General features: G+C 68.6%; 18 protein-coding genes. 12 read left to right on the top strand and 6 right to left on the bottom strand.

The genetic code is table 11. The features are described from left to right. Window positions 1–58: 58 nt before the first annotated feature. The 8 genes from HDC34_RS04720 (at window position 59) to HDC34_RS04685 (ending at window position 9765) form a co-directional block, all read left to right on the top strand. Window positions 59–1126 (top strand): ABC transporter permease, encoded by a 1068-nt coding sequence (locus HDC34_RS04720; protein ID WP_179556054.1) that lies wholly within the window; start codon window positions 59–61, stop codon window positions 1124–1126. Further along, complete coding sequence (locus HDC34_RS04715) at window positions 1123–2010, top strand: ABC transporter permease (protein ID WP_179556053.1); 888 nt, start codon at window positions 1123–1125, stop codon at window positions 2008–2010. Before HDC34_RS04720 ends, HDC34_RS04715 begins: the two co-directional genes overlap by 4 nt. Beyond that, entirely contained in the window at window positions 2010–3677 is a 1668-nt protein-coding gene (locus HDC34_RS04710) for an ABC transporter ATP-binding protein (protein ID WP_179556052.1), read from the top strand. The genes HDC34_RS04715 and HDC34_RS04710 overlap by 1 nt, the downstream gene beginning before the upstream one ends. Then, window positions 3674–4675: an LLM class flavin-dependent oxidoreductase gene (locus HDC34_RS04705; protein ID WP_179556051.1), complete on the top strand. Its 1002-nt coding sequence runs from the start codon at window positions 3674–3676 to the stop codon at window positions 4673–4675. The genes HDC34_RS04710 and HDC34_RS04705 overlap by 4 nt, the downstream gene beginning before the upstream one ends. Next, complete coding sequence (locus tag HDC34_RS04700) at window positions 4668–5960, top strand: NtaA/DmoA family FMN-dependent monooxygenase (protein ID WP_179556050.1); 1293 nt, start codon at window positions 4668–4670, stop codon at window positions 5958–5960. Before HDC34_RS04705 ends, HDC34_RS04700 begins: the two co-directional genes overlap by 8 nt. Before the next feature lie 76 nt (window positions 5961–6036). Further along, window positions 6037–7656: an ABC transporter substrate-binding protein gene (locus HDC34_RS04695; RefSeq protein WP_179556049.1), complete on the top strand. Its 1620-nt coding sequence runs from the start codon at window positions 6037–6039 to the stop codon at window positions 7654–7656. Window positions 7657–7777: 121 nt separating this feature from the next. After that, on the top strand, window positions 7778–8485 hold the full coding sequence (locus HDC34_RS04690; RefSeq protein WP_179556048.1) for an LLM class flavin-dependent oxidoreductase: 708 nt from the start codon (window positions 7778–7780) through the stop codon (window positions 8483–8485). After that, window positions 8482–9765, top strand: a complete 1284-nt coding sequence (locus HDC34_RS04685; RefSeq protein WP_179556047.1) for an LLM class flavin-dependent oxidoreductase — start codon at window positions 8482–8484, stop codon at window positions 9763–9765. The genes HDC34_RS04690 and HDC34_RS04685 overlap by 4 nt, the downstream gene beginning before the upstream one ends. A 218-nt stretch (window positions 9766–9983) precedes the next feature. Here the strand turns inward: HDC34_RS04685 and HDC34_RS04680 are convergent, their stop codons facing one another. The 5 genes from HDC34_RS04680 to HDC34_RS04660 form a co-directional block, all read right to left on the bottom strand. Further along, window positions 9984–11315 (bottom strand): LLM class flavin-dependent oxidoreductase, encoded by a 1332-nt coding sequence (locus HDC34_RS04680; protein ID WP_179556046.1) that lies wholly within the window; start codon window positions 11313–11315, stop codon window positions 9984–9986. Continuing rightward, window positions 11312–12289 (bottom strand): LLM class flavin-dependent oxidoreductase, encoded by a 978-nt coding sequence (locus tag HDC34_RS04675; RefSeq protein ID WP_179556045.1) that lies wholly within the window; start codon window positions 12287–12289, stop codon window positions 11312–11314. The genes HDC34_RS04680 and HDC34_RS04675 overlap by 4 nt, the downstream gene beginning before the upstream one ends. Beyond that, window positions 12286–13188, bottom strand: a complete 903-nt coding sequence (locus tag HDC34_RS04670; RefSeq protein WP_218854891.1) for an NADPH-dependent oxidoreductase — start codon at window positions 13186–13188, stop codon at window positions 12286–12288. Before HDC34_RS04670 ends, HDC34_RS04675 begins: the two co-directional genes overlap by 4 nt. Next, on the bottom strand, window positions 13185–14453 hold the full coding sequence (locus HDC34_RS04665; RefSeq protein ID WP_179556044.1) for an LLM class flavin-dependent oxidoreductase: 1269 nt from the start codon (window positions 14451–14453) through the stop codon (window positions 13185–13187). The genes HDC34_RS04670 and HDC34_RS04665 overlap by 4 nt, the downstream gene beginning before the upstream one ends. 129 nt (window positions 14454–14582) lie before the next feature. Then, window positions 14583–16130, bottom strand: coding sequence for an NCS2 family permease (locus HDC34_RS04660; RefSeq protein WP_179556043.1), 1548 nt, complete (start codon window positions 16128–16130; stop codon window positions 14583–14585). 299 nt (window positions 16131–16429) lie between these two features. Here HDC34_RS04660 and HDC34_RS04655 point away from each other — a divergent pair, with 299 nt between their 5' ends. From HDC34_RS04655 to HDC34_RS04645, 3 genes are all read left to right on the top strand, one after another. Further along, complete coding sequence (locus HDC34_RS04655) at window positions 16430–17764, top strand: uracil-xanthine permease family protein (protein WP_179556042.1); 1335 nt, start codon at window positions 16430–16432, stop codon at window positions 17762–17764. Between the two features lie 107 nt (window positions 17765–17871). Next, the gene (locus tag HDC34_RS04650; RefSeq protein ID WP_179556041.1) at window positions 17872–18717 is read left to right on the top strand and encodes a DUF3592 domain-containing protein; all 846 of its coding nucleotides are present in this window, start codon (window positions 17872–17874) and stop codon (window positions 18715–18717) included. Beyond that, the gene (locus tag HDC34_RS04645; RefSeq protein WP_179556040.1) at window positions 18714–19586 is read left to right on the top strand and encodes a DUF3592 domain-containing protein; all 873 of its coding nucleotides are present in this window, start codon (window positions 18714–18716) and stop codon (window positions 19584–19586) included. The genes HDC34_RS04650 and HDC34_RS04645 overlap by 4 nt, the downstream gene beginning before the upstream one ends. Before the next feature lie 159 nt (window positions 19587–19745). Here HDC34_RS04645 and HDC34_RS04640 read toward each other — a convergent pair whose 3' ends face one another. After that, on the bottom strand, window positions 19746–20471 hold the full coding sequence (locus HDC34_RS04640) for a hypothetical protein (RefSeq protein ID WP_179556039.1): 726 nt from the start codon (window positions 20469–20471) through the stop codon (window positions 19746–19748). A 644-nt stretch (window positions 20472–21115) separates the two neighbouring features. On the opposite strand from HDC34_RS04640, the gene HDC34_RS04635 reads away from it, so the two are divergent. Next, complete coding sequence (locus HDC34_RS04635) at window positions 21116–22198, top strand: substrate-binding domain-containing protein (RefSeq protein ID WP_104310478.1); 1083 nt, start codon at window positions 21116–21118, stop codon at window positions 22196–22198. Window positions 22199–22232 lie beyond the last annotated feature (34 nt).

Raw genomic sequence — 22232 nt, 5'->3', positions numbered from 1 at the left:
CGCGGCGCACGGATCGTTCCTCCACCCGACCGCTCCGGGCGCGATTGTCGAGACCCCAATGACCCTTCCACCAGCCGTAGTGCTCGACGCTGCGAGACCGCCGGATTCGCTCCCGAGCCCGGCACGCGCGAGGCTGTCCTCGCGCGGCGCCTGGCGAGTCGTTCGGCCCATCCTGCAAGCCCTCTTCGTGGTCTGGGCGGCGTTCACGCTGAGCTTCATCGTGCTCTACGCGCTTCCGGGGGACGCGGTGAGCCGCCAGTTCGGCACGGGCGACTTCCTCGCTCCCGAGCAGCTCGAGGCGCTGCGGGCGAAGTACGGCCTCGACCAGCCCATCATCGTCCAGTACTTCACGCAGCTCTCGAACGTCGTGCGCGGTGACTTCGGCAACTCGATCACGACAGGCAAGCCCGTGCTAGAGACCATCGCGACGGCGCTGCCGGACACGCTCGCCCTCACCGGGTCGGCGCTCCTCGTCTCCACGGTGCTCGGCGGCATCATCGCCCTCGCCACGAGCTACGTGCGCACCCCCGTCCTGAAGCAGTTCCTGCTCTCAGCACCAGCCGTCGGGGTCGCGATTCCCGGCTTCTGGATCGGGCTCGTGCTGCTCTGGCTCTTCTCGTTCAGCATCCCGCTCTTCCCCGCGATGGGTAGCCGAGGGATCGAGAGCCTCGTGCTGCCGACCATCGCCCTGGCCATCCCGACCTCGGCGACGATCGCGCAGGTCCTCACACGCAGTCTGCTCGAAGAGAGGCAGCAGCCGTACGCCCACAACGCCGTCGCGAAGGGCCTCCTTCGGCCGTACGTGCTGTTCAGGCACGTGCTGCGCAATGCGCTCATCCCCGTGCTCACGGTCTTCGCCCTCACCGCGGGCGGGCTGCTCGGCGGCGCGATCATCGCCGAGACGATCTTCTCGCGCAACGGCATCGGCCGCCTCACGCAGCTGGCCGTCACCGACCAGGACGTCCCTCTCGTGCAGGGCGTCGTCATCCTGTCGGCCGTCATCTACGCCGTGCTGAACCTCCTCGTCGACCTCATCTACCCGCTCCTCGACCCGCGCATCGCGGGCGCGTCCAAGCGACGCGGCCGAGCGACTGCGTCCAGCCAGGCGAAGGGAGCCACACGATGAGCCTGACCTCCGCGCGGCGCGTGCCTGCGCCCGCGCCATCCGGGTTCCAGACGGCCCCGAGCAGGGTCTGGATCCTGCGCCACATCACGGGAAGCCCGAGCCTCGTCGCGTCCTCCCTCGTCGTGCTCGTCGTGCTCAGCTGGGCCGTCGCGCCATGGCTGTTCGTGTCCGGCGATCCGCTGTACGGCGACACCTCGATGCGGCTGCTCCCGCCGTCTGCCGAGCACTGGTTCGGCACCGACAATCTCGGGCGCGACGTCTTCACCCGCATCGTCTACGGCGCAGCCGAGTCACTGCGAGCGACGACCCTCGCCGTCGCCGTCGGCCTCGTCGGCGGATCCGCCATCGGCCTGATCTCTGGCTTCATCGGGGGTCGGGTCGACACGGCCCTCATGCGCGTCATCGACGTGCTCCTCGCCATCCCGAGCCTGCTGCTCGCCCTCATGGTTGTCACGGCGCTGGGCTTCGGCACGACCAAGGTCGCCATCGCGGTGGGCGTCGTCGCGGTCGCCAGCTTCGCGAGGGTCATGCGCGCCCAGGTGCTCCGCGTGCGCCACTCGCCGTTCATCGAAGCTGCGACGGGGCTCGGGATGCGGTGGCCGACCGTGCTCGTCAAGCACGTGCTCCCGAACTCGTTCGGGCCCGTGCTCGCGCTCGCCGCCATCGAGTTCGGCACCGCCGTGCTCTCGATCGCGGCACTCAGCTTCCTTGGCTACGGCAACCCTCCGCCCGCGCCCGAGTGGGGATCCACCGTCGCCGAAGGCCGCAACTACCTCGCGACCGCATGGTGGCTCACGACCATGCCCGGCCTCGTGATCATCTCCCTCGTGCTCGCCACCAACCGATTGAGCCGGGGCTTCGAACACCGCCAAGGAGAACGCTGATGAGCGCACTGCTCACGCTGCAGGACCTCGAGATCGAGTACCGCACCGTGCACGGCAGCGTGCCGGCCGTGCAGGGCGTCTCCCTCGAGCTCCTCCCCGGCGAGACCATCGCGCTCGTCGGCGAGTCGGGCTCCGGCAAGTCGACGACCGCGCACGCCATTCTCCGGCTCCTCTCGAGCAACGCCTACATCCGCCGTGGGCAGGCGCTCTTCGACGGCGTCGACCTGTTCAAGCTGCCGGCGCGCGCACTCGCCAACGTGCGTGGCAACAGCATCGGCCTCGTGCCGCAGGACCCGGGCGCATCCCTCAACCCTGCGAAGCGCGTCGGCGAGCACGTCGCCGAGACCATCCGGCGACACCGCAGACTGCCTAGGGCGGAAGCCGAGGTCGAGGCACTCCGACTCCTGGAGGAGGTCGGCCTGCCCGACCCCGAGCGCCAGGCTTCGAGCTACCCGCACGAACTCTCCGGCGGCATGCGCCAGCGAGCCCTCATCGCCATCGCCCTCTCGTGCGACCCGAAGATCGTCATTGCAGACGAGCCGACGAGCGCGCTCGATGTGACCGTGCAAAAGCGGGTGCTCGATCGGTTGGAGACACTCACGCGTGAGAACGGCTCGTCGATGCTGCTCGTCACGCACGACCTCGGCGTCGCAGCCGAACGCGCGGACCGGATCCTCGTCATGCGGCAGGGGCTGATCGTCGAGCAGGGCAAGACGGCTGAACTCCTCGGCAACCCGAAGCACTCCTACACGAAGGGCCTCCTCGCGGCGGCACCCACGATCGACGCGACTTCGATGGCGCTCGTGCGCGAGCGCCTCGAGCTGAGCACCGGCAGCGCCGTCATCACCCCGGCCGGTGCCCCCAGAGTCGTGCTCGAGGCCAGGAACCTCGAGAAGACGTTCGGGGATGCGCGCGAAAGTGAGCGCGTCGTCGCCGTCTCCGACGTGTCGTTCACGCTGCGAGCCGGGCAGACGCTGGCGCTCGTCGGCGAGTCCGGCTCCGGGAAGACGACGACCGCGCGCATCGCCGGGGGCCTCGAGCGTGCCGACTCCGGCAGCGTCATCCTCGACGGCGTCGAGCTCGGAAGTCTGCGCGGTGCCCGGCTTCGCAGCGCGCGCCGCGAATTGCAGTACGTGCACCAGAACCCATCGACGGCGCTCGATCCCAAGTACACGGTCGGGTCGATCATCGGTGAGGCCGTCACCGCGAGCGGCGTGCGAGATCGCGCCGACCGGAAGCGTCGTGTCGCGGAGCTGCTCGACCAGGTCGCCCTCGCCTCCACGACCTCGACCAGGCGACCCCGCGAGCTCTCAGGCGGCCAGCAGCAGCGCGTCGCGATCGCCAGGGCCCTCGCCGTGCGGCCCAAAGTACTCATCCTCGACGAGCCCGTCTCCGCGCTCGACGTCTCCGTGCAGCACGACATCCTCCTCCTGCTCGGCGACATCCGACGGGAAACCCAGGTTGCCTCCCTCTTCATCACCCACGACCTCGCCGTCGTCGCGCAGATCGCGGAACTCGTGCTCGTCATGAAGTCGGGCGAAGTGGTCGAGCGAGGCGAAACCATCAACATCCTCACCAACCCTCAGCACCCTTACACGCAGCAGCTCCTCGCCTCCATTCCCGGCGCGAGACCGACCACCCCGACGCAGGAGGCGCGCACCCAATGAGCAACCCCACACCAGCACGAGGACTCGGCCTACTTCTCGACACTGTTTCCGCGCTCATCCCGCCCGCCGAATCCTGGCGGCCAGGCTCGGGCAGCAAGCTCGCCACAGCCGCCGTCGAACTGCATGAACTCGGCATCGACTATCTCCTCATCGACGACGACTTCGGCCCGGTGGGCGGCCCCGAGCCGAGGCTCGACCCCATCGTCGCGCTCTCGGTCATCTCGCAGAGCGTTCCGGGTCTCGGCCTCGTCGCTGGCGTCCCCATCGGCTCACTCGAGCCATACCACGTCGCGAAGCGGGCCCAGACGCTCGACGAAGCCAGCCACGGCAATGGCGGACTGCTCGTCGAACCGCGCCGGAGCCGGGCCGCAGAGCAGCTCATCGCACACGTGACTTCTGGCCAGACCCCCGAAGTCGCCGCCTACGCCGCCGAGTTCGTCCACACCGTTCGGCAGCTCTGGGACTCGTGGGAACCGGATGCGCTCGTTCGCGACCCAGAAGCCGGCCTGTACCTCGACCCCGCCAAAGTACATCGCGTGGACCACGACGGCAGATACCTGCGCGTCCGCGGCCCCTCCCTCACGCCCAGGTCACCGCAAGGCCTTTCGCCGATCTTCACCATCGCGACCGACACGGCATCCGTGAGATCCGCGTTCGCCTGGGCCGATGTCGTGGTCACCGATCTCCCCACCGAGGAGCTCGAAGCGCTCACCCACGAAGGCCTCCGCGCTGAAAGCCTCCGCGCTGGTGGCCTCGCAGACGAGCAGACCGGGCCGCTCACCGCGCGCCTCGTGCCGGCCTCGAACGTCAACGAGCGCACCCTCCTCGACGGCGTCGTCGTCGACGCACGGGGCACCGAACTGTCGGAGCTCCTCCCGACGCTCCGCGAGCATCCGCTCCGGGATGCGCGGCGCAGGTCACGAGACGCAGGGCACCTCCGCGAGCGCCTCGGCCTCGCACCGCACTCGACCCTCAGGAAGGAGCACGCACATGCCTGAAGCACCCCGCCAATTGCTGCTCGGCGCCCACTTCCCCGGCAAAGAGCAGGTCGCCTGGAGGCATCCAGACAACGAAGACCTCATCGCGGTCGAGACCTACATCAAGAACGCGAAGGCGGCAGACAGCGCACTGTTCCACTTCATGTTCCTCGCCGAGACGCTGAGCCTCGCCGAACACGACGGCAGCGTCCTCGGGCACACCGTCAACGGGCGGCCCGACACGATCGGCATCCAGTCAGTGCTCGCCGGCGTCACCAAGCACGTCGGCTTCATCAACACCCTCAACTCCACGTACAACGAGCCATACGACCTCGTGCGCCAACTCGCGACGCTCGACGTGCTGAGCGACGGCCGCGCCGCCTGGAACCTCGTGACCGCCGCCCCGCCGCTCACCTCCGCGAACTTCAGCCGCGGCGACTTCCTGCCGTACGAAGAGCGCTACGAGCGCGCCGGCGAATTCCTCGACGTGCTCGAGACCTTCTGGCGAGGGTGGGAAGCAGGAGAAGCAAGGCCCGTCGAGCGGCACTTCTCCGGCAAGCACTTCTCCGTCACGGGGGCACCGAGCTGGCCGACGCCGCCGCAGGAGCGCCCCGTCATCGTGCAAGCGAGCAGCTCGGACACCGGCAACAGGTTCGGCGCCGAGCACGCCGACGGCGTCTACATCATCCCGAGAGACATCCACGTCGCCCGAGACACCTACCGGCGAGTCAAAGCGCACGCCGCGGACCTCGGCAGGGGCCCGGACGACGTCGCCATCGTCGCCGGCCTCCGCTTCGTCGTCGCAGACACCGACGCGGAAGCCGAAGAGAAGTTCAGGCACTTCCTCGACCTCGAGTTCTCCGACCGCGACGTCGTCCTCGAAATCGAACGCATCTGGCAGCGCCACCTGCCCGACCTCGACCCGGACGGACCACTGCCCACCATCGAACCCGACTACGAAGCCCTCGGAATCATCCTCTCCAAGTCACCCGCACAGCAGCGAGACCCGCGCGCCTACATCCGCGAGTGGCGCGAACTCGCCGAAGCCGAGCGACTCAGCAACCGCCAGATCGTGCAGCGCTTCACCGTGCGGCCAGCCATCACCGGCACGCCGGCGACCATCGCAACCGCCCTCGAACATTGGCGCGACACCCAAGCCGCCGACGGCTTCATCGTGCAGCCGCAGGTCGTGCCGCAGGGAGTCCTCGAGTTCGCCGAACGAGTCGTGCCCGTGCTGCAAGAGCGCGGACTCTTCCGCACCGAAGCCCCCGAACAGACCCTCCGCTCGGCCTGGCAGTCGCGCTAGCGGCACATCCCGCCACCAGGCCCGCCCCACGCACTCACCCACACCCCGATCCCCACCCCGACAAAACAGGACGCACATGCCCATCGCCCCACCATCACGACGAGCCCGCCTCGTCGGCTCCGGCGCCGCCCTCGCCGTGACCGCCCTCGCTCTCAGCGCCTGCGCCAGCAGCTCAGCCGCGACCGGCGAAGCCGAACCCGTCACCGGCGGCACCCTCAACGTCGCCCTCGGTGATGTCGTCTCCTGCCTCGACCCCTGGCAGACCGACCGCCCAGCCGAGCACAACATCTACCGCCAGGTCACCGAGACGCTCACCTCCATCGACCCCGACACCGGCGAACTCCGGCCATGGCTGGCCGAGTCCTGGACCCCCAACGACGACGCGACCCGCTTCGAATTCACGCTCCGCGAAGGCGTGCACTTCTCCGACGGCACCGAGCTCACCCCCGACGTCGTCAAAGCCAACTTCGACGAAGCGGCCGTCCTCCCCGAAGCCAAGCGCGGCCCGAGCTACCTCACCGGCTACGTCGAGACCGAGGTCATCGACGACCAGACCTTCGCCGTCGTCTTTGACGCGCCGAACGCGTCATTCCTCAACCGCACCGCATCCAACTTCCTGAGCTTCCTCGCCCCCGCCACACTCGAGCAGACCGCGGCAGAACGCTGCTCGACCGGCGTCATCGGCACGGGCGCATTCGTCATCGAAAGCTACGCTGAAAACCAGGACGTCGTCCTCACCGCCCGCGACGACTACGACTCCAGCCCCACATGGGCCAGCCACGACGGCCGCGCGCTGCTCGACGAGATCATCTTCAGTCTCGTCCCCGAATCCAGCTCACGCCTCGGACTTCTTACCTCCGGCCAGGTCGACCTCGTGCAGAGCCTCGAGGCACAGGACTTCGAGAGTGCAGAGGCCGCGGGCGCCACGATCGATTCCCGCATCACCCCTGGCTTCCCACTCCGCCTCCACTTCAACACGCAGAAGTCCGTCTTCAACGACGAGAACGTGCTGCGTGCCGTGTCCCTCTACATCGACCGCGACGAGATCAACGACGTCGTCTTCGCCGGCAACGCCGAACCCTCCAAGGGCCTTCTCACACCGAACGTGCCCGGCTACGTCGACCTCGCCGACAAGCTCCAGTTCGACACCGCAGAAGGCGACAAGCTCCTCACCGAGGCGGGTTGGGCCAAGAACGCGGACGGCATCTGGGCCAAGGATGGCCAGACTCTTGTCCTCGACATCACCCGCGCCAGCCCGTACACCTCATCAGGACCGCTCCTCGACCTGCTCGTGCAGCAGCTGCACGCCGCGGGCATCGACGCCAGCTACGCCGAATTCACGGGTGACTTCACCGAGCTCACCAAGACCTTCGGCTACGAGGTGCTCTTCTCGAACACCACCGACATCGACGGCGACACCCTGCGCGGCCAGCTGTCGCCGCTCGCTGGCAACCGGGGCAACCTGCCCGAGAGCGATCCGCTGACCGCACCGCTCGCCGAGCAGAACGAGATCGGCGACGTCACGGCTCGCAATGAGCTTCTCGCCGACCTCCAGGCAGACGTCCTCGACCGCGGCTTCCAGGTGCCGATCATCCCCGTCACCCAGTTCTACGGAATCGCGTCGGGAGTCTCCGGCGTCGCCTACGACGCCGAGTCGCGCCTCTTCCTCTACGACGCCACGGCTCCCGCGGAGTAGACGACGCAGCCTCCAACTTCGGTGACAACTCAGCCCTTTCGAGCCGCCCAGCGGCCGAAGGGTGCGAGTTGTCACCGAAGTTGGTGATCTCTCCGACCGAACCCATGCAGAAAGACGGCCATTGCCTTCGAAGACCCCAACCGGCCTCGCGCTCACGGCCGCCGAACTCGCGAACATCCTCTCCACGCCTGCTCGTGAACGACTCCCGCTCGACGTCGACCTCGTGCTCATCACCGCCCCGCGCCTCGGCGACCCACACGCCGCGCTCGGCACCGCCCAACTCGCCGGCGCCTTCGTAGCTCGCTTCCCAGGCACAACGGTTGTCCCCGAGATCGACCTCGGCATAGCCGAACCCTTCGCCATCGCCCGCGAGACGGCGAGCCTCGACATCCTCTCCGACGGACGAGCAGGAGTGGCGTTCGTCGCGCGCGAGACCCCTGAGGACCTCCGGGCGCACGGGATCCCCTACCTCGAAGACGTGCACTCCCCCGGTTACCTCGACGAGACAATCGCCGTCCTGCACGCCCTCTGGTCCAGCTGGAAACCCGACGCGATCGTGCGCGACGCCAAGACAGACAGGTTCGTGGACGCCGACCGCGTGCACCCGATCCACTTCTCCGGAGCGCACCTCAGCATCGACGGGCCGTCCGCGACCCCCGCATCACCTCAAGGCAGACCACCGATCATCGTCGGCGACGGCAAGACGAGGGAAGTCGTCCACGGCGACGGCACACGTACGACCCTCCTCATCCACACACCGCAAAGCCCCCTGCTCGACGAGGTGGCCTTGCGCGCGTCCGCAGCACAACTCGAGGAGGAGCAGGCATGACAGACCAGAAGCGACGCGTGCACATCGCCGCCCAGTACAACGGCGAAGAGCCACACGAGATCTGGCACCCCGACCTGCTGCCTGAGCTCAACACGGCCCAATCGTTCACACGAGCGGCGGAACTCGCGCGAGATGGCCTCTACGACTTCTACTTCCAGGCGGAGACCTCTTCCGTCGGCTTCGACAGCGACAACCGAATCACCGAGCACGACGTCGTCGGCCGCCTCGACAACGTCGTCACCCAGAGCTACCTCGCCGAGAAGTTCGACAACGTTGGCTTCGTTTCGACCATCAACACCACCAACAACAACCCGTACGACCTGGCGCGCCGACTGCACACACTGGATGCGCTCACCGGTGGCCGCGCCGGCTGGAACCTCGTCCTCGGCGGCAGCCCGACCGCGCACCGCAACTACCGCAACATCGGCGACCGGTCCGAAATCGACCGGTACAGCCAAGGAGCAGAGACACTCGCCGTCGTTCGGGAGTACCTCCGCGGCCCAGCGGGTGAAGCGTTCTCGTTCTCGGGTAAGCACTTCGATGTGCGAGCCAAGCGCTTCGGCGCGGCCAACGGTGGCGCGCCCTTCGTGCTGCTCTCCGGCGATTCACCGCGCAGCCGCGACTTCGCGGCCGCTCAGGCCAATGGCGTGTACACGCACTACGCGAACCTCGAGCACGGTGTTGGCTTCACTGCTGACATCCACCGCCGCGCGGCAGCGGCGGGTCGAGACCCGTCCGAGCTGCGCATCTTTGCGCGCGCAGCAGTGCTTGTCGCAGAGACCGATGCGGAAGCCAGCGAGCTGCAGCGCGAGGTGCTTCCCTTCCAGATCCACCCCGTACGCCTGCGCCGATACCTCGAGCAGATCTGGAACCTACCCCTCGGCGACATCGACCCAGACGGCCCCCTGCCCGAGATCGATCCGCCCGCAGGAGCCGTCGCGAAGCTCGGCCTCTCCATCGGGCTCTACCTCGACGGACCCGCCCAGGCAGCCGTCGACCGACTCCGCCGCATCCAAGCCGCAACGGGCTTCGGAGCACGGCAGACACTCATCGCCGCGAGCGGCACCGACCTCATCGTTGGCGGAGCCTCCACGGTCGCCGACAAGCTCATCTCGCTCGTGGAAGCACGCGCCGTCGACGGCTTCGTCTTCACGCCGCACATCTCCGGAGGGTGGCTCGCCGACTTCAACCAGCTCGTCATCCCCATCCTCCAAGAGCGCGGGGTCTACCCCACCGAGTACCGCGACGAGACCCTCACACAACGCGTGCTCGGGAGCTGAGCGGCGCCCTCCCTCGGCGTCGCATCCGCGGCCCGACCGGGCAGGCGGCACCGAGTTCGCTGTCCAACTTCAGTGCAGCATCGCGGTGATCTGGCCCTCGATGGCCAGATCCGGCGCATTCAGCACTGATGTTGGTCAGCGGCCCGGGCGACGGGACCAGCGGCGTGAGGTCCGCACCGGGTGGCGCGAACGACGCGGCGCCGCGCTCAGGCGCGGCGTCAGACGTAGCGGAGGGCCTCCCGGAACGACTGGCGCGGGGACTCCGTGCGGAAGATGCCCCGCTCCTGCAGGATCGGCACGACCCGTTCGACGAACTCTCGCAACCCGCCGGGCACGACGTGCGGTTGCACGATGAAGCCATCGACGGCTCCCGCCGACCACCAGCGCTGCATCTCGTCGGCGACCGTCGCGGGGCTGCCCACAAACGCGGGGCGCAGGATGCGCCGCTTCACGAGCTCTCGGTTCGTGAGCCCTTCCCGCTCGGCGATCCCGCGCCAGTGAGCGAGGTGCGCCCGGGCGTCACGGATCTCGACCCCGGGTGCAGTCGACAGGTGCCGCTGCAGTCGTTCGAGATCCGGGTCCTCGGCAGGGAGCGACCCGTCGGGGTCGAGGTTTGAGAGGTCCTGCTGCCACACCTGCTCGAGCTCGAGACGCACATCCTCATCGGTCAGCTCAAGATCGATGTACTGCGAGAACCGTTCGCGAGCCTCTGCATCCGTATCGCCGAGGACGATGTCGCGCCCCGAGATCACTCGGAGCTCGTTGCGGTGCCTGCCGTGCGATGCAAGTCCGTCGCTGAGCCTGGCGGTGAGTCGCAGAGCATGGTCGAGGTCCTGCGGCAGGATGAACACGCCGTCGGCGTGGGCCGCGGCGAAGTCGGCGCCCGCATCCGATCCGCTCGCGGTGAAGAGCACGGGCCCAGTGGCCTGGGGTCGAGCGGGCCAGGCGGTCTCGACCGAGAGCTCCGTGAACGCACCCCTGTAGCCTCGCTGCGCCGAGCTCCCTCGCCACAGGTGCTGGACAGCGCCGATGGCGTCACTCGCGCGCTTGTACCGCTCCTCATAGGGCAGGGATGCGCGGTGTCCGAAGTTCGCGGAGCTCGTTGCCGACTGTGCGGTCACAACGTTCCATCCCGCGCGGCCTCCGCTCAGCACATCGATGGTCGCGAGCTTGCGGGCCAGGTCGAACGGCTCGTAGAAGCTCGAGCTGATGGTGCTCATGAGTCCGATCTGCTCGGTTGCGCCGGCGAGGATGGCGTGCAGCGTCGCCACGTCGTGCCTGCCGTTGATCGAGTGCCAGGCGACCCGCCCTCGCTCCTCGCGGAGGCTCAGCCCCTCGGCGAGGAAGTGCAGCTGGAAGCCGGCGCGGTCGGCGATGCGCGCGTTCTCGACGATCGTCGCGATGTCGAGAAGGTCTCCCGTTTCCGGATGCTGCCAGGCGACGCGCTCTCTGCCAGTGAAGTACGCCCCGAGGATGAGCCCGTTTCGCGTCGCCGGCGCCTGCTGGACGCTGTGCGTGTGCGTGTGCGTGTGCGTGTGCGTGTGCGTCATCCTCGTGCTCCCGCCAAGGGCGCGGTCGCCCAGTACTCCGGAAGACCCAGCAGGCTGAGCAGTGTCTCGCCCCTCATGCGTTTCCTGCCCGCCAGGCCGGCGAGCTCGCGCCGCCAGAGGTCGAAAGCTGAGTCGTCGCCCTGGAGATCGATGATCAGACCGGCGGCGTTCGGAGCCTCGGCGAGCCCCGGCTCGCGGGCCAGCCTGCTCGCACTGACGCGCTGCAATACGGGCTGAGCGAAGCCTCGCGGTGCATCCGTCTGCCCGTCGAGCGGACGTTCGACGACGATAACGTCTGCCCTCCGCTCGGCGAGCTCCTGAGCCTCCAGGTCTCCGCCAGACGCAGGCAAGAGAATCGGCGGGCGTCCCTGCGGCGACCTCGGCGTGAGCCCAGGACCGCGCACGGAAAAGAACTCCCCGTCGTGATGCAGGTAGTGCACAAGATCGGGGTCGAGGTAGCGTCCTCGCGCGACGTCTCGAGTGATCGCGCCATCCTCCCACGTGTCCCAGAGCCCACGGACGACGCCGATGAACTCTTCGGCAAAGCGGAACCTGGCGTCTGCATCCACACGCCTGCCACGGAGACCGACCGCAGCGAACTCGCGCTCCTCGGCGTGGATCCTCGGCGCCCACGCGACGCCGCCGCCGTTCGCGTAGTCGATGGTCTGCAGCACGCGGGCGACGTTGAACGGCTCGACAAACGCGATGTCGGTCGACACCACGAGGCCCAATTCAGGGAAGCGGCCTGCGACGTAGGCGAGGGAGAGACCCGCATCGAGCGAAGCGGCGACGTTCCCGTCGACGAAGCTGTCACCGACAACCAGCAGGCCCACGTCACTCCCTGCGATCACGGCGAGCGCGTCGTCGAGAGCACGAAGGCGCTCGGGCTGCGTCGACGCGCGGATCGATTCTGGGATGAGGTCGAACAGGCTCGCAATCTCGAGCGCAAGGATGGGCACATCCACCGTCGTCATCGCGCGGGCCAGCCAAGGGAGCGCAGTCGCTCGGTGAGCTTGTCACGGCCGGTCAGGCTGCCTGAATGTCGCCAGCGCTCGATCACCGCCTCGCGCCACACGCGGGGTGCCGCGCCGACTCCATGCCAATAGGCGGCGATCAACGGTTCGTACGCGTCGACGGCGGCAGCGGCCTGCTCCGGCGAGTACTGCTCCGAGTGCAAAACCGCGGCAAGCGGAAGGCGAGGCTTGACACCGCTTGTGTCATCGGCTGCGGCGCGGCCTAACGCAAGTCCGAAGACCGGGAAGGATGCTGGCGGAAGGCTCAGCTCTCGCGCGACCTCCACGAGGTTGTTGCGGACGGCTCCCACGTACACGGCCCCGTAGTCGAGCGACTCGGCGGCGAGCACCGCGTTCTGCGCCGCGAGGGCAGTGTCGACGGCGGAGACCAGCACCGCCTCGAGGTACTCGGTGCCGATAAGTTCGACGCCGCTGACTGCGCCGAGCGCGCGGGCGCGGCTCAGGTCGGCGACCCACACGAGGAAGATCGGGGCGTCACGGATGAGCTGCTGGTCGCCCGCGAGCGTCGCGAGCCGAGACTTGCGCGCCTCGTCACGGACGGCGACGACGCTCCACGCCTGCTGGTTCGATGATGTCGCTGCCGACTGGGCTGCGACGACGATCGCGTTGAGGGCGGAGTCCGGGACGTCCTCCGCGAGGAACGAGCGCACCGACTTGTGTGCCAGCTGCCGCTCGATGACCGTCGAGAGCGTGCCAACATCAGGTAGATCGTCGCTGCGGTAGCGGGCCCGAAGCAGGTCCCCCGCAGCAGTGAGCGCGGAACCGTCCGTGTCTCCGGCGACTGGACCAAGCACCTCGACGCCCAGGCGCGCATCCTCGATGCCAACGGCCCGGTTCACGCGTTTCCTCCCAGCGCTGAGATGGTCCCCTGCTCCACGAGGTCCTGCTGGCCGAGCCCCACTGAATCCGTCGGCGCGTTCACCCCGTCGGCGAACCAGGCGTCGGCCAGCAGTTCCTGCGAACGGCGCCTCGCGGCACTGTCGTGGGTGATGCTCGTGAGCAGCAGCTCGTCGGCGCCAGTCACCCGCTGGAGGGTCTCGAGCTGCGCGACGACCTGCTCCGGCGTTCCGACGAATCTCGTGTCGAGGCGGTCGATGACGGTGCGCAGCTCCTCGTCGCTGAGCGACGAGATCTCGCGCGCGTGCTCGGGGGTCGGATACGGGATGGCGCCACGCCCCTCGCGGATCGAGAGCACCCACTCGGCGTAGCCGCCGGCGAGTCGACGCGCTTCCTCCTCCGTCTCCGCGACAAGCACGTCGGCGGACACCGTCACGTAGGGCTTGGTCAGTTCGGGACTCGGGTGGAAGTGCGCCCGGTACTCGGCGATCGAGTCGAGCACCGCGTGCGGGGCGACATGGTAGTTCGCGCCGAACCGCAGACCGCGTGCCCCCGCCAGGCGTGCGCTCGGGCCCGCCGACGAACCGTGCACCCACACCTCGACTGGTGCGCCCGCCGCCGGCTGCACGTGCACGGGAGCCACAGCATCCGCTGCCTCGTAGTCGTCGGCGAAGAAGGCGAGCAGGTCGGCGACATCGTCGGCGAACGTGTCCTCGACGTCGGCCGAACGGCCAAGGAGCCGCGCCTGGACAAGGAAGCGCTCCGGACGGAGGAAGAGGCGGCGACTCGGCGGGAGGACAAGCCCGTCGACAACACGGTTCTCGACGGGTGCCTGCTCGGGTCCGGGCTCCGGGGCGGCCCCCGAGTCGGCGCCGGCCTCAGCAGCGACGGCCGCAGCGATCAGGTGCTTGAACGACGAGCGGCCCAGCCCCAGGTCGACGCGCGCGCCGAAGAGCTGCGCGACCGTCCCGAACGCCTCCGCCACCTGGATCGGGTTGTAGTTGCCCAGCAACGTCGCGGCCGTGCCGATGCGGATGCTCTCCGTCGCCCCGGCCAGCACGCCAAGCAACGCGAGCGGCGAGGCTCCAGCCACGCCCGGGTTCAGATGATGCTCGGCGAGCCAGAAGCGCGAATAACCGGCCCGCTCGGCCGATCGCGCGAGCTCGAGCGCATCCGCAAGCGCCTCAGCGGCGGTACCGCCCTCGACGATCGGCACGAGATCGAGCACGGCCAGGGGCACACGGCGAGGAGCAGAGGGATGCGTCATGCACCGCACTCTCGCCGAGAAACCCCCCTCGACTCGAACGGTTGAAGTCACGCGGATGCACGCACTGCAACCGGGCTTCATGTTCCGGTGGCGGACGTCACACAGGCGAGCGGACGTCCGCCAGAGCGGCTAGGCGAACATGCCCTCAATGGGGCCGCGGGCGAAGTAGATCAGGAAGCCGACCGCGACGATCCACAGCAGCGGCGACACCTTGCGCGCCTTGCCCGTGAGCGTCTGCACGAGCACCCACGAGATGAAGCCCGCGCCGATGCCGTTCGCGATCGAGTAGGTGAGCGGCATGATGACGATCGTCAGGAAGACCGGGAGGGCGACCGAGAAGTCGTCCCACTTCAGCTCGCGCACCTGCGACACCATGAGCACACCGACCACGACCAGCGCCGCGGCCGCCACCTCGAGGGGGACGATCTGCGTCAGCGGCGTGAAGAACATCGCGAGCAGGAACATGACGCCCGTCACGACGCTCGCGAGGCCAGTGCGGGCGCCCTCGCCGACGCCGGCCGCTGAGTCGACGAAGATCGTGTTCGACGAGCTCGACGTCGCGCCTCCGGCGACGGCGCCGATGCCCTCAACAACCAGCGAGGACTTGAGGCGGGGGAAGTTGCCTTCCTTGTCCTGCAGGCCAGCCTCACGCGTCAGGCCAGTGAGCGAGCCGACCGCGTCGAAGAAGTTCGTGAATACAAGCGTGAAGACGAGCATCACGCCGGCCAGGATTCCGATGCGCTCGAACGCGCCGAAGTCGAACGCGCCGATGAGACCGAGGTCTGGGACCGAGACGATCTGCGTGGGCAGCATGGGCACGTTGAGCGACCAACCGCCCTCGTTCTCGAACGCCGGGCCGAGCTTCATGATGGCCTCGACGACCACGGCGACGATCGTGGTGCCGACGATGCCGATGAGCAGCGCGCCCTTCACACGACGGGCCATGAGCACACCCATCACGATGAGGCCGATCACGAAGATGAGCGTCGGAACCGTCGTCACCGAACCGCCCACACCCAGCTGCACGGGCGGCGACGCGTTCCCCGAGGACGTGACGAAGCCCGCATCCACGAGCCCGATGAACGCCAGGAACAGGCCGATGCCCACCGTGATCGCGGTCTTCAGCTGCGGCGGCACTGCGTGGAAGATCATCTCGCGCAAGCGGGTCGCCGACAGCACCACGATGACCAGGCCGTTGATGACCACGAGCCCCATGGCCTCGGCCCAGGTGACCTGCTGCACCACGTTGACGGCGAGGAAGGAGTTGATGCCGAGGCCGGCGGCGAGGCCGAACGGCAGGTTCGCGATGACGCCGAACAGGATCGTCATGACGCCGGCCGTGAGCCCCGTGACCGCTGCGACCTGCGACGCCTGCAGCCAGCCGCCCTCGACGTCGAGCGTCGCCTGGTCCTGCGAGAATCCGCCGAGGATCAGGGGGTTCAGGATGACGATGTACGCCATCGTCATGAACGTGACGAGGCCACCGCGGATCTCGCGCGGCACGTTCGAGCCGCGGTGCGTGATCTCGAAGAACGTGTCGAGGCGCTCCTTGAACGTCGACCCGCTGCCACGTCTCGTCGGCGCGACCTGCGTCGCACGCGTTGGCGTCGCAACGTGTCCGTCGCCACCCGCCTCCGCCTGCTCATAGTCGACTGCGGACTCGTGGCTGTCGCTCATGCGGCTCCCCTGATCGTGCTGCTCGCGGTACAGGGACAAGCGTAGCCAGCGCGCGGAGTGCCCGTTGCCGCTCGACCGCTCTGCGCCGCCCTGTTCCGCGCGACAGTCAGGGTGACGCACGGCATCGACACTCAGGGTGACGTGAGCTGGATCGCCGCCGCTACCGAGTTGGATCTCACTCCCACGTCACCTTGACTGGCGCGCGACGGCGGCCACCGAATCCCCTAATCTCGTAGAGGTCACGCGCCGATCCCCCGCGCAGGCCGATCCCCGCCGAACGACCTGGAAGCGAGACCGCCGTGGCATTGCCCTGGAAACTGCACGGAGACGGCAAGAACGTCCCCGCAAGCGAGATCGTGCTGCCCGAGGAGCGCCTCACCTGGCCGCGCACCATCGGGCTCGGCGCGCAGCACGTCGTCGCGATGTTCGGCGCGACGTTCCTCGTGCCGCTGCTGACTGGCTTCCCGCCGTCCACCACGCTGCTGTTCTCGGGCATCGGCACCATGCTGTTCCTCCTCATCACCCGAAACCGCGTACCCAGCTACCTCGGCTCGTCGTTCGCGTTCATCGCGCCGATCCTCGCGGCCGTCGCCTCCGACGGGCAGGGCGTCGCACTTGCCGGCATCATCGTCGTCGGCGCGCTGCTCGCGGTGGTCGGGCTCATCGTCAACCTCGCGGGTACCCGCTGGATCAACCTCCTCATGCCGCCCGTCGTCGCAGGCACGATCGTCGCGCTCATCGGCTTCAACCTCGCCCCGGCGGCGAAGAACAACTTCGAGGCGTCGCCCCTCGTCGCGTCAGTGACGCTCCTGACGGTCATCGTCGTCGCGGTCGCCTTCAAGGGCATGGTCGGGCGTCTGTCGATCCTCATCGGCGTGGTCGTCGGCTACATCGTGGCCGCGTTCATGGATCAGGTCGACCTCGCGGGATTCGACGAGGCCGCCTGGATCGGCCTCCCCACGTTCACGGCTCCGGTCTTCGCCGTCGAGCACCTGCTCGTCTACCTGATGTTCGTGCCGGTTGTGCTCGCGCTCATCGCCGAGAACGTCGGCCATGTGAAGGGCGTCGGCCAGCTGACGAACCGCAACCTCGACCCGATGGCGGGCCGGGCCCTGCTGGCCGACGGCCTCGCGACGGTGCTCTCCGGCTTCGGCGGCGGCTCCCCCACCACCACGTACGGCGAGAACATCGGCGTCATGTCGGCGACGCGCGTCTACTCGACGGCCGCCTACTGGGTCGCCGCGATCGCCGCGATCCTCCTCGCGCTCTCCCCCAAGGTGGGAGTCCTCATCGCGAGCGTCCCGGCGGGCGTGCTCGGCGGCATCACGACGGCCCTCTACGGCCTGATCGGCATCATCGGCGTGCGCATCTGGCTCGAGAACAAGGTCGACTTCTCGTCACCCACCAACCAGTTCACGGCGGGCGTCGGCCTCATCGTCGCGATCGGCGACTTCACGATCAACAGCGGCCAGGTGACGTTCGGCGGCATCGTCCTCGGCACCGTGGCGACGCTCGTCGTGTACCACCTCATGAGCGGCATCGCGAAGCTCCGCGGATCCGACGCCGAGGACGCGGGCGAAGACCTCGTCGCCGGGGCCGACGGGGCAGCGGATGCGGAGCGGGCCGCGCGCTAACCCGCACGAGCCAGCTGCGCCGTCGGCCCTCACCGCGGGGCACCTGCGCGGCGAAGTCGAAGCATCCGGGACTGGTGCGGGGCGCATCCGCCTGTCACTATCCAGCCATGAGCACCATCGACCCGGTCCAAGCACGGCGAGCGCGAGCGGAGCGCCGCATCGGGAGTCCGCGCACGCTCGCGGCGCTCTGGACGGCAGGCGCCGCGCTTTTCCTCCTCGGTGCCCTGCTCGGATTCGGTCTGATCGCCGAGCGCAACTCCGGTCGCCAGATGGCCTTGGGGATCCGCGACTTCGATGCTGAGCCGTGGATCAACGGCGCCTGGTACGCGCTCCCTGCCGCGTTCGTGCTACTGCTCGGCGCACTCCCCCTCTACTTCCTGGTCTACGCGAACCTCATCGGCGATCCGCGTCCGCTGCCGCCCATGGACCCGTTCACGATCGCGCTGGCGGGCACGACGGTCGGGCTTCTCGCCTTCAGCGGTCTCTGGTCGCAGCCGCAGCACGTCGGCTTCACGCGCGACGAGCACTTCGCCACCGTCGACACCTGGTCGTCGAGCGCCTGGGCCTCCTACTGGCTCCCCCTGTGGCTGCCGGCACTCGCTGCAGCCCTCACCGTCGTCGCCTTCGTGACGTGCACGCTGCTCCGACGCCGATCGTCGCGGCGAGGAGATGCGGTCCGGCGGATGCTCACGGCGGGCCGCCCCGTGCCTGGCACGATCACCGAGGGGGTGGAGATCTCGCCGGGCACACGCACGATCGCGTCGTGGCACTTCACGTACACGGACGCCCAGGGCGTCCAGCGCTGGGTGAAGCGCACCAACGCCTTCGAGTGGCAGACCGCCCCGAAGCCGGGGCAGCGCGTGTGGGTGCTCTTCGACCCCGCACGTCCGGGTGACACCTCGCGGATCTTCGTCTCGAGGTCCTCTCCGGACCGAGCGGAGGACTACGCATGAGCACCGTCGACCCGGCGATCGCGCAACGCCACGCGTCCACGGCCGACCGCGTAGGAAGCGGGCGAGCACTCGCCGTGCTCCTGGTGATGGACTTCGGCCTGGCGGCGGGTGGATTTCTCGGAGTCGTGGGGTTGAGCTCGCTGTTCTTCATCGCCGAACTCGAGGCGACCAGCACCTTCCCGCTCGTCGCGCTGCTGCCGCTCCTCATCCCGATCGGCATCTTCGTGTCTGTCGGCCTCCTGATTGCGCAGGCCGTCGCTCGGCGCGCCTACACGGGCGAGACGGACTTCACGCGCGCCCTGGCAGACGGGCAGCCGATCTGGTTCGCGGGCGCCGCAGTTGGCGCGTGGGCGTCGCTCGCCGCGCTGGCCATAGAAACGAGTTTCATCACCGGCCCGCTGATCTCGAACGGCGATGGGACCCCGGTCGAGGAACAGACCCCGTGGGTCGTCACGGTGCTGCCATGGGTGCTGCCGTCGCTGCTCACGCTTGGACTCGCGTTGTCGGTGTGGCGGCGCCTTGCTCGCGCCAGGCGACATCGACGCACGAGGTCGACGTTCGAAGCTGTCTTCGCGACCGGCACCCGCACCTCGGGCGTCGTCACGCAGGGCGTCGAGCGTCCGCCCGCGAGCGCGCGCGTCGTCAGCCGTTGGACGATCCAGTTCACCGACCACCACGGGCAGACCCGCTGGACCACCCCCTCGGGACTGTTCCACGAGGACTCGCTGCCCGGGATCGGCGACCAGGTCACCGTCATCTACGATCCCGCGAGCCCCGGAGACGAGCGCCGCATCTTCGTCGCCCGCGAGCATCCAGACCGGATCGAGTCGTACCGGGCCCACGAGCCGCCGTTCCCGTTCGGCGCGTGAGGTGCGGGCTGCGCGGTGTTCTCGCTGGCGCGCACCGCCCGCGTCAGCCCGCGCGTGCATCCGCACGGCGCATGCATCGTCCCGGCGTCACGAAGATGCGCCTGCCGCATGTTTGCGGGCGGATGGCGCGCGTGCGGGGCGGTTCCTAGGCCGGCCCCGTCAGACCAGCGCCGCCTCGAGCGCGTCGAGCCAATCGCCCCAGTAGGCCTTCCAGAGCTCGATCTCGTCGAGCACCTGCAGCTTCTCGTGCATGATGGCGAGCTTGGTACGGGCATCCGCGGTGGCGTCGAACGTGAACAGCAGCCCGCCGATCGGCTCGCCGCCGCGCGCGATGAGCACCTTGTAGGTCTTCGACGCGACCTTCGACCGGAACTCCGTCTCGAAGCCGAGCAGTGCATCCCGGTTCTCGTCGTCGGCGATGAGCGCACGAAGCACCTCGCGGTCCACGGGAAGCGTGCGCGAGCGGTTGGCCGTGAACGTGCCGTCTGGCATCTGCCCGGCGAGGCGCCGGCCCGTCATCCGCTCGAAGCTGACCGCAATGCCCTGGCTCCACCAGCCATTCTGTTCCGAGTTGGCCATGACCCACTCGACGATCCGCGGATGCGCGGCGTCGCGCCCCACACCGGCGTCGATCGCGTCGATCCAGTCGTCCCAGCCCTGCCCGGTCTGCGCGCGGATCGCCGCGTCGGAGTGCATCGGCTGCGCGACCCAGTCGTGCCGGGCGTGCGCACCGACAGCCTCCGCGGCGGGTGCGGTTTCGGCGCCAGACGACGCAGGAACGGATGCGGTGATTCCGGGCTTCGCGCTCGGCTCGGCGGGTACATCCGCCCCGCCACCAAGCAGCACCGAACGTCGCGCAAGCGTCTCGTCGCGCCGTTCGCGCATCTGTGCACCGACGGTCCCTGAAATTTCAGCAAGTGATCCCACGTCGCATCCCCTCGTCGTTGCGACCCTACTCAGCACTCCTCGGCGCCTCTCAGCACTCCCGAGCGGCGAGGTCGGGCGTGAGGTGATGTGCGCATCCCGCATCCCGCAACCCGCAACCCGCACCCATCGCTGCCAGCCGAATGGCCCGTTCCCCCTCTGCACGGCCCATCGCTGCCAGTCAAGTGGCCCCGATGCCGGTTCCCAAGGGGCCACTTCTCTGGCAGCGATCCGCACGCCGCCGTCGAGCAGCGATCCGCACGCCGCCGCCGAGCGACAGACCTACGACGAATGCAGGCTCCCGAGCGCAAAAGCATGCTTCCGTCGCAGGTCTGCGCGCCGACTGAGTCAGGCAGCGCGCCGACAGAGTCGGGCAGCGCGCACCGACAGCACAGGGTGGCGGGGGTCGCCCATCCCGCATCCGTGTGCCCGACCTTCCAGTCCGGGTCACCGTCCCAAACCAATTTGGCAGCGCTACTGGTAGCGCTGCCATTTTTGGGCTAGTGTCACGAAGCAAGCCGGCGAACAGCCCCTGACCTCCCTCAGACGGCCAACCCCACACTCCCTGTCGCCAGCAGCATCCGCCAGATTTCAAAGGAGAAATCATGCACTCTCGTCGACCCACATCGCGCTTCAGGATGGGTTCAGCACTCGTCGCCGCGGCCTCGGCCGTGGTCCTCCTCGCCGGATGCACGAGCGCACCGGCCGAAGGCGGCGGCGGTTCCGCAGGTGGCGAGGACGGCAAGTTCGTCATCGGCTTCCAGCAGCCCCTCGGCGGCCAGGCCTGGCGCGAGATGGGCCTCGCCTCGCTGCAGGCCCTCGCCAACTCACCCGAGTACGTCGACAAGGTTGAGCTCAAGATCGTCCGCACCGACGACAACGACGCCGCCCAGCAGAACGCCGCGATGCAGAACCTCATCGCGGACGGCGTCGACCTCATCCTCTTCGACCCCGCCTCCTCGAGCGGCGCAGACCCCGCGATCGCGCAGGCCACCGCCCAGGGCATCCCCGTCATCGCCAACGGCGGCCCGTACGAGAGCGAGGACGTCTACACGGTCTCGACCGACTGGGCGAGCGCTGGCACCATCGGCGCCGAATGGCTGCTCGAGAACCTCACCGACAACAAGGACGTCGCGGTGCTCGAAGGCCTCGCCGGCGTTCCCCTCAACGAGGGCTCCATGCCAGGCGTCATCGACGCGCTCGAAGCCGGCGGCGCATCGGTCGTCGCCCAAGACACGAACGGCTGGAACGAGGCCACCGCGCAGGAGTCGATGGCGAACATCCTGCGCTCCAACCCCGACATCGGTGGCGTCTACTCGTTCCTGACCGGTGGCCAGGGCGTCGCGGAGGCCTACAAGGCCGCTGGCATCCCCTTCGTCCCGACGGTCGGGGGCTCCGGTTACAACGGTGAGGCGTGCGCGCTCGTCGAGTACGGGCCAGAGGGCTACTCGGGCAACATGATCTTCGGTCAGCCGTCGATCTACGCCAAGGGCCTCGAGCAGGCCGTGAAGCTCCTCGAAGGCGAGGACATCGAGCGCGAGCAGTTCTTCCCGCCGCTCGAGATCACGACGGACAACGCCGCCGACTACTGCCTCGAAGATCGCCCCGCGAACTTCCAGCTCGGCTACGACTTCCCCGGCCTCGACCTGAAGCTCGAGGACGTCATGGAGTACTACTCCGGCTCCTAGCCGGCTCCGGCGGCCCTGCTCGACAGGGCCGCCG

Origin of the sequence: Pseudoclavibacter sp. JAI123 (assembly GCF_013409665.1) — a bacterium.
Classification (GTDB): Bacteria; Actinomycetota; Actinomycetes; order Actinomycetales; family Microbacteriaceae; genus Pseudoclavibacter.
This window is presented reverse-complemented; position numbering and strand designations above follow the sequence as displayed.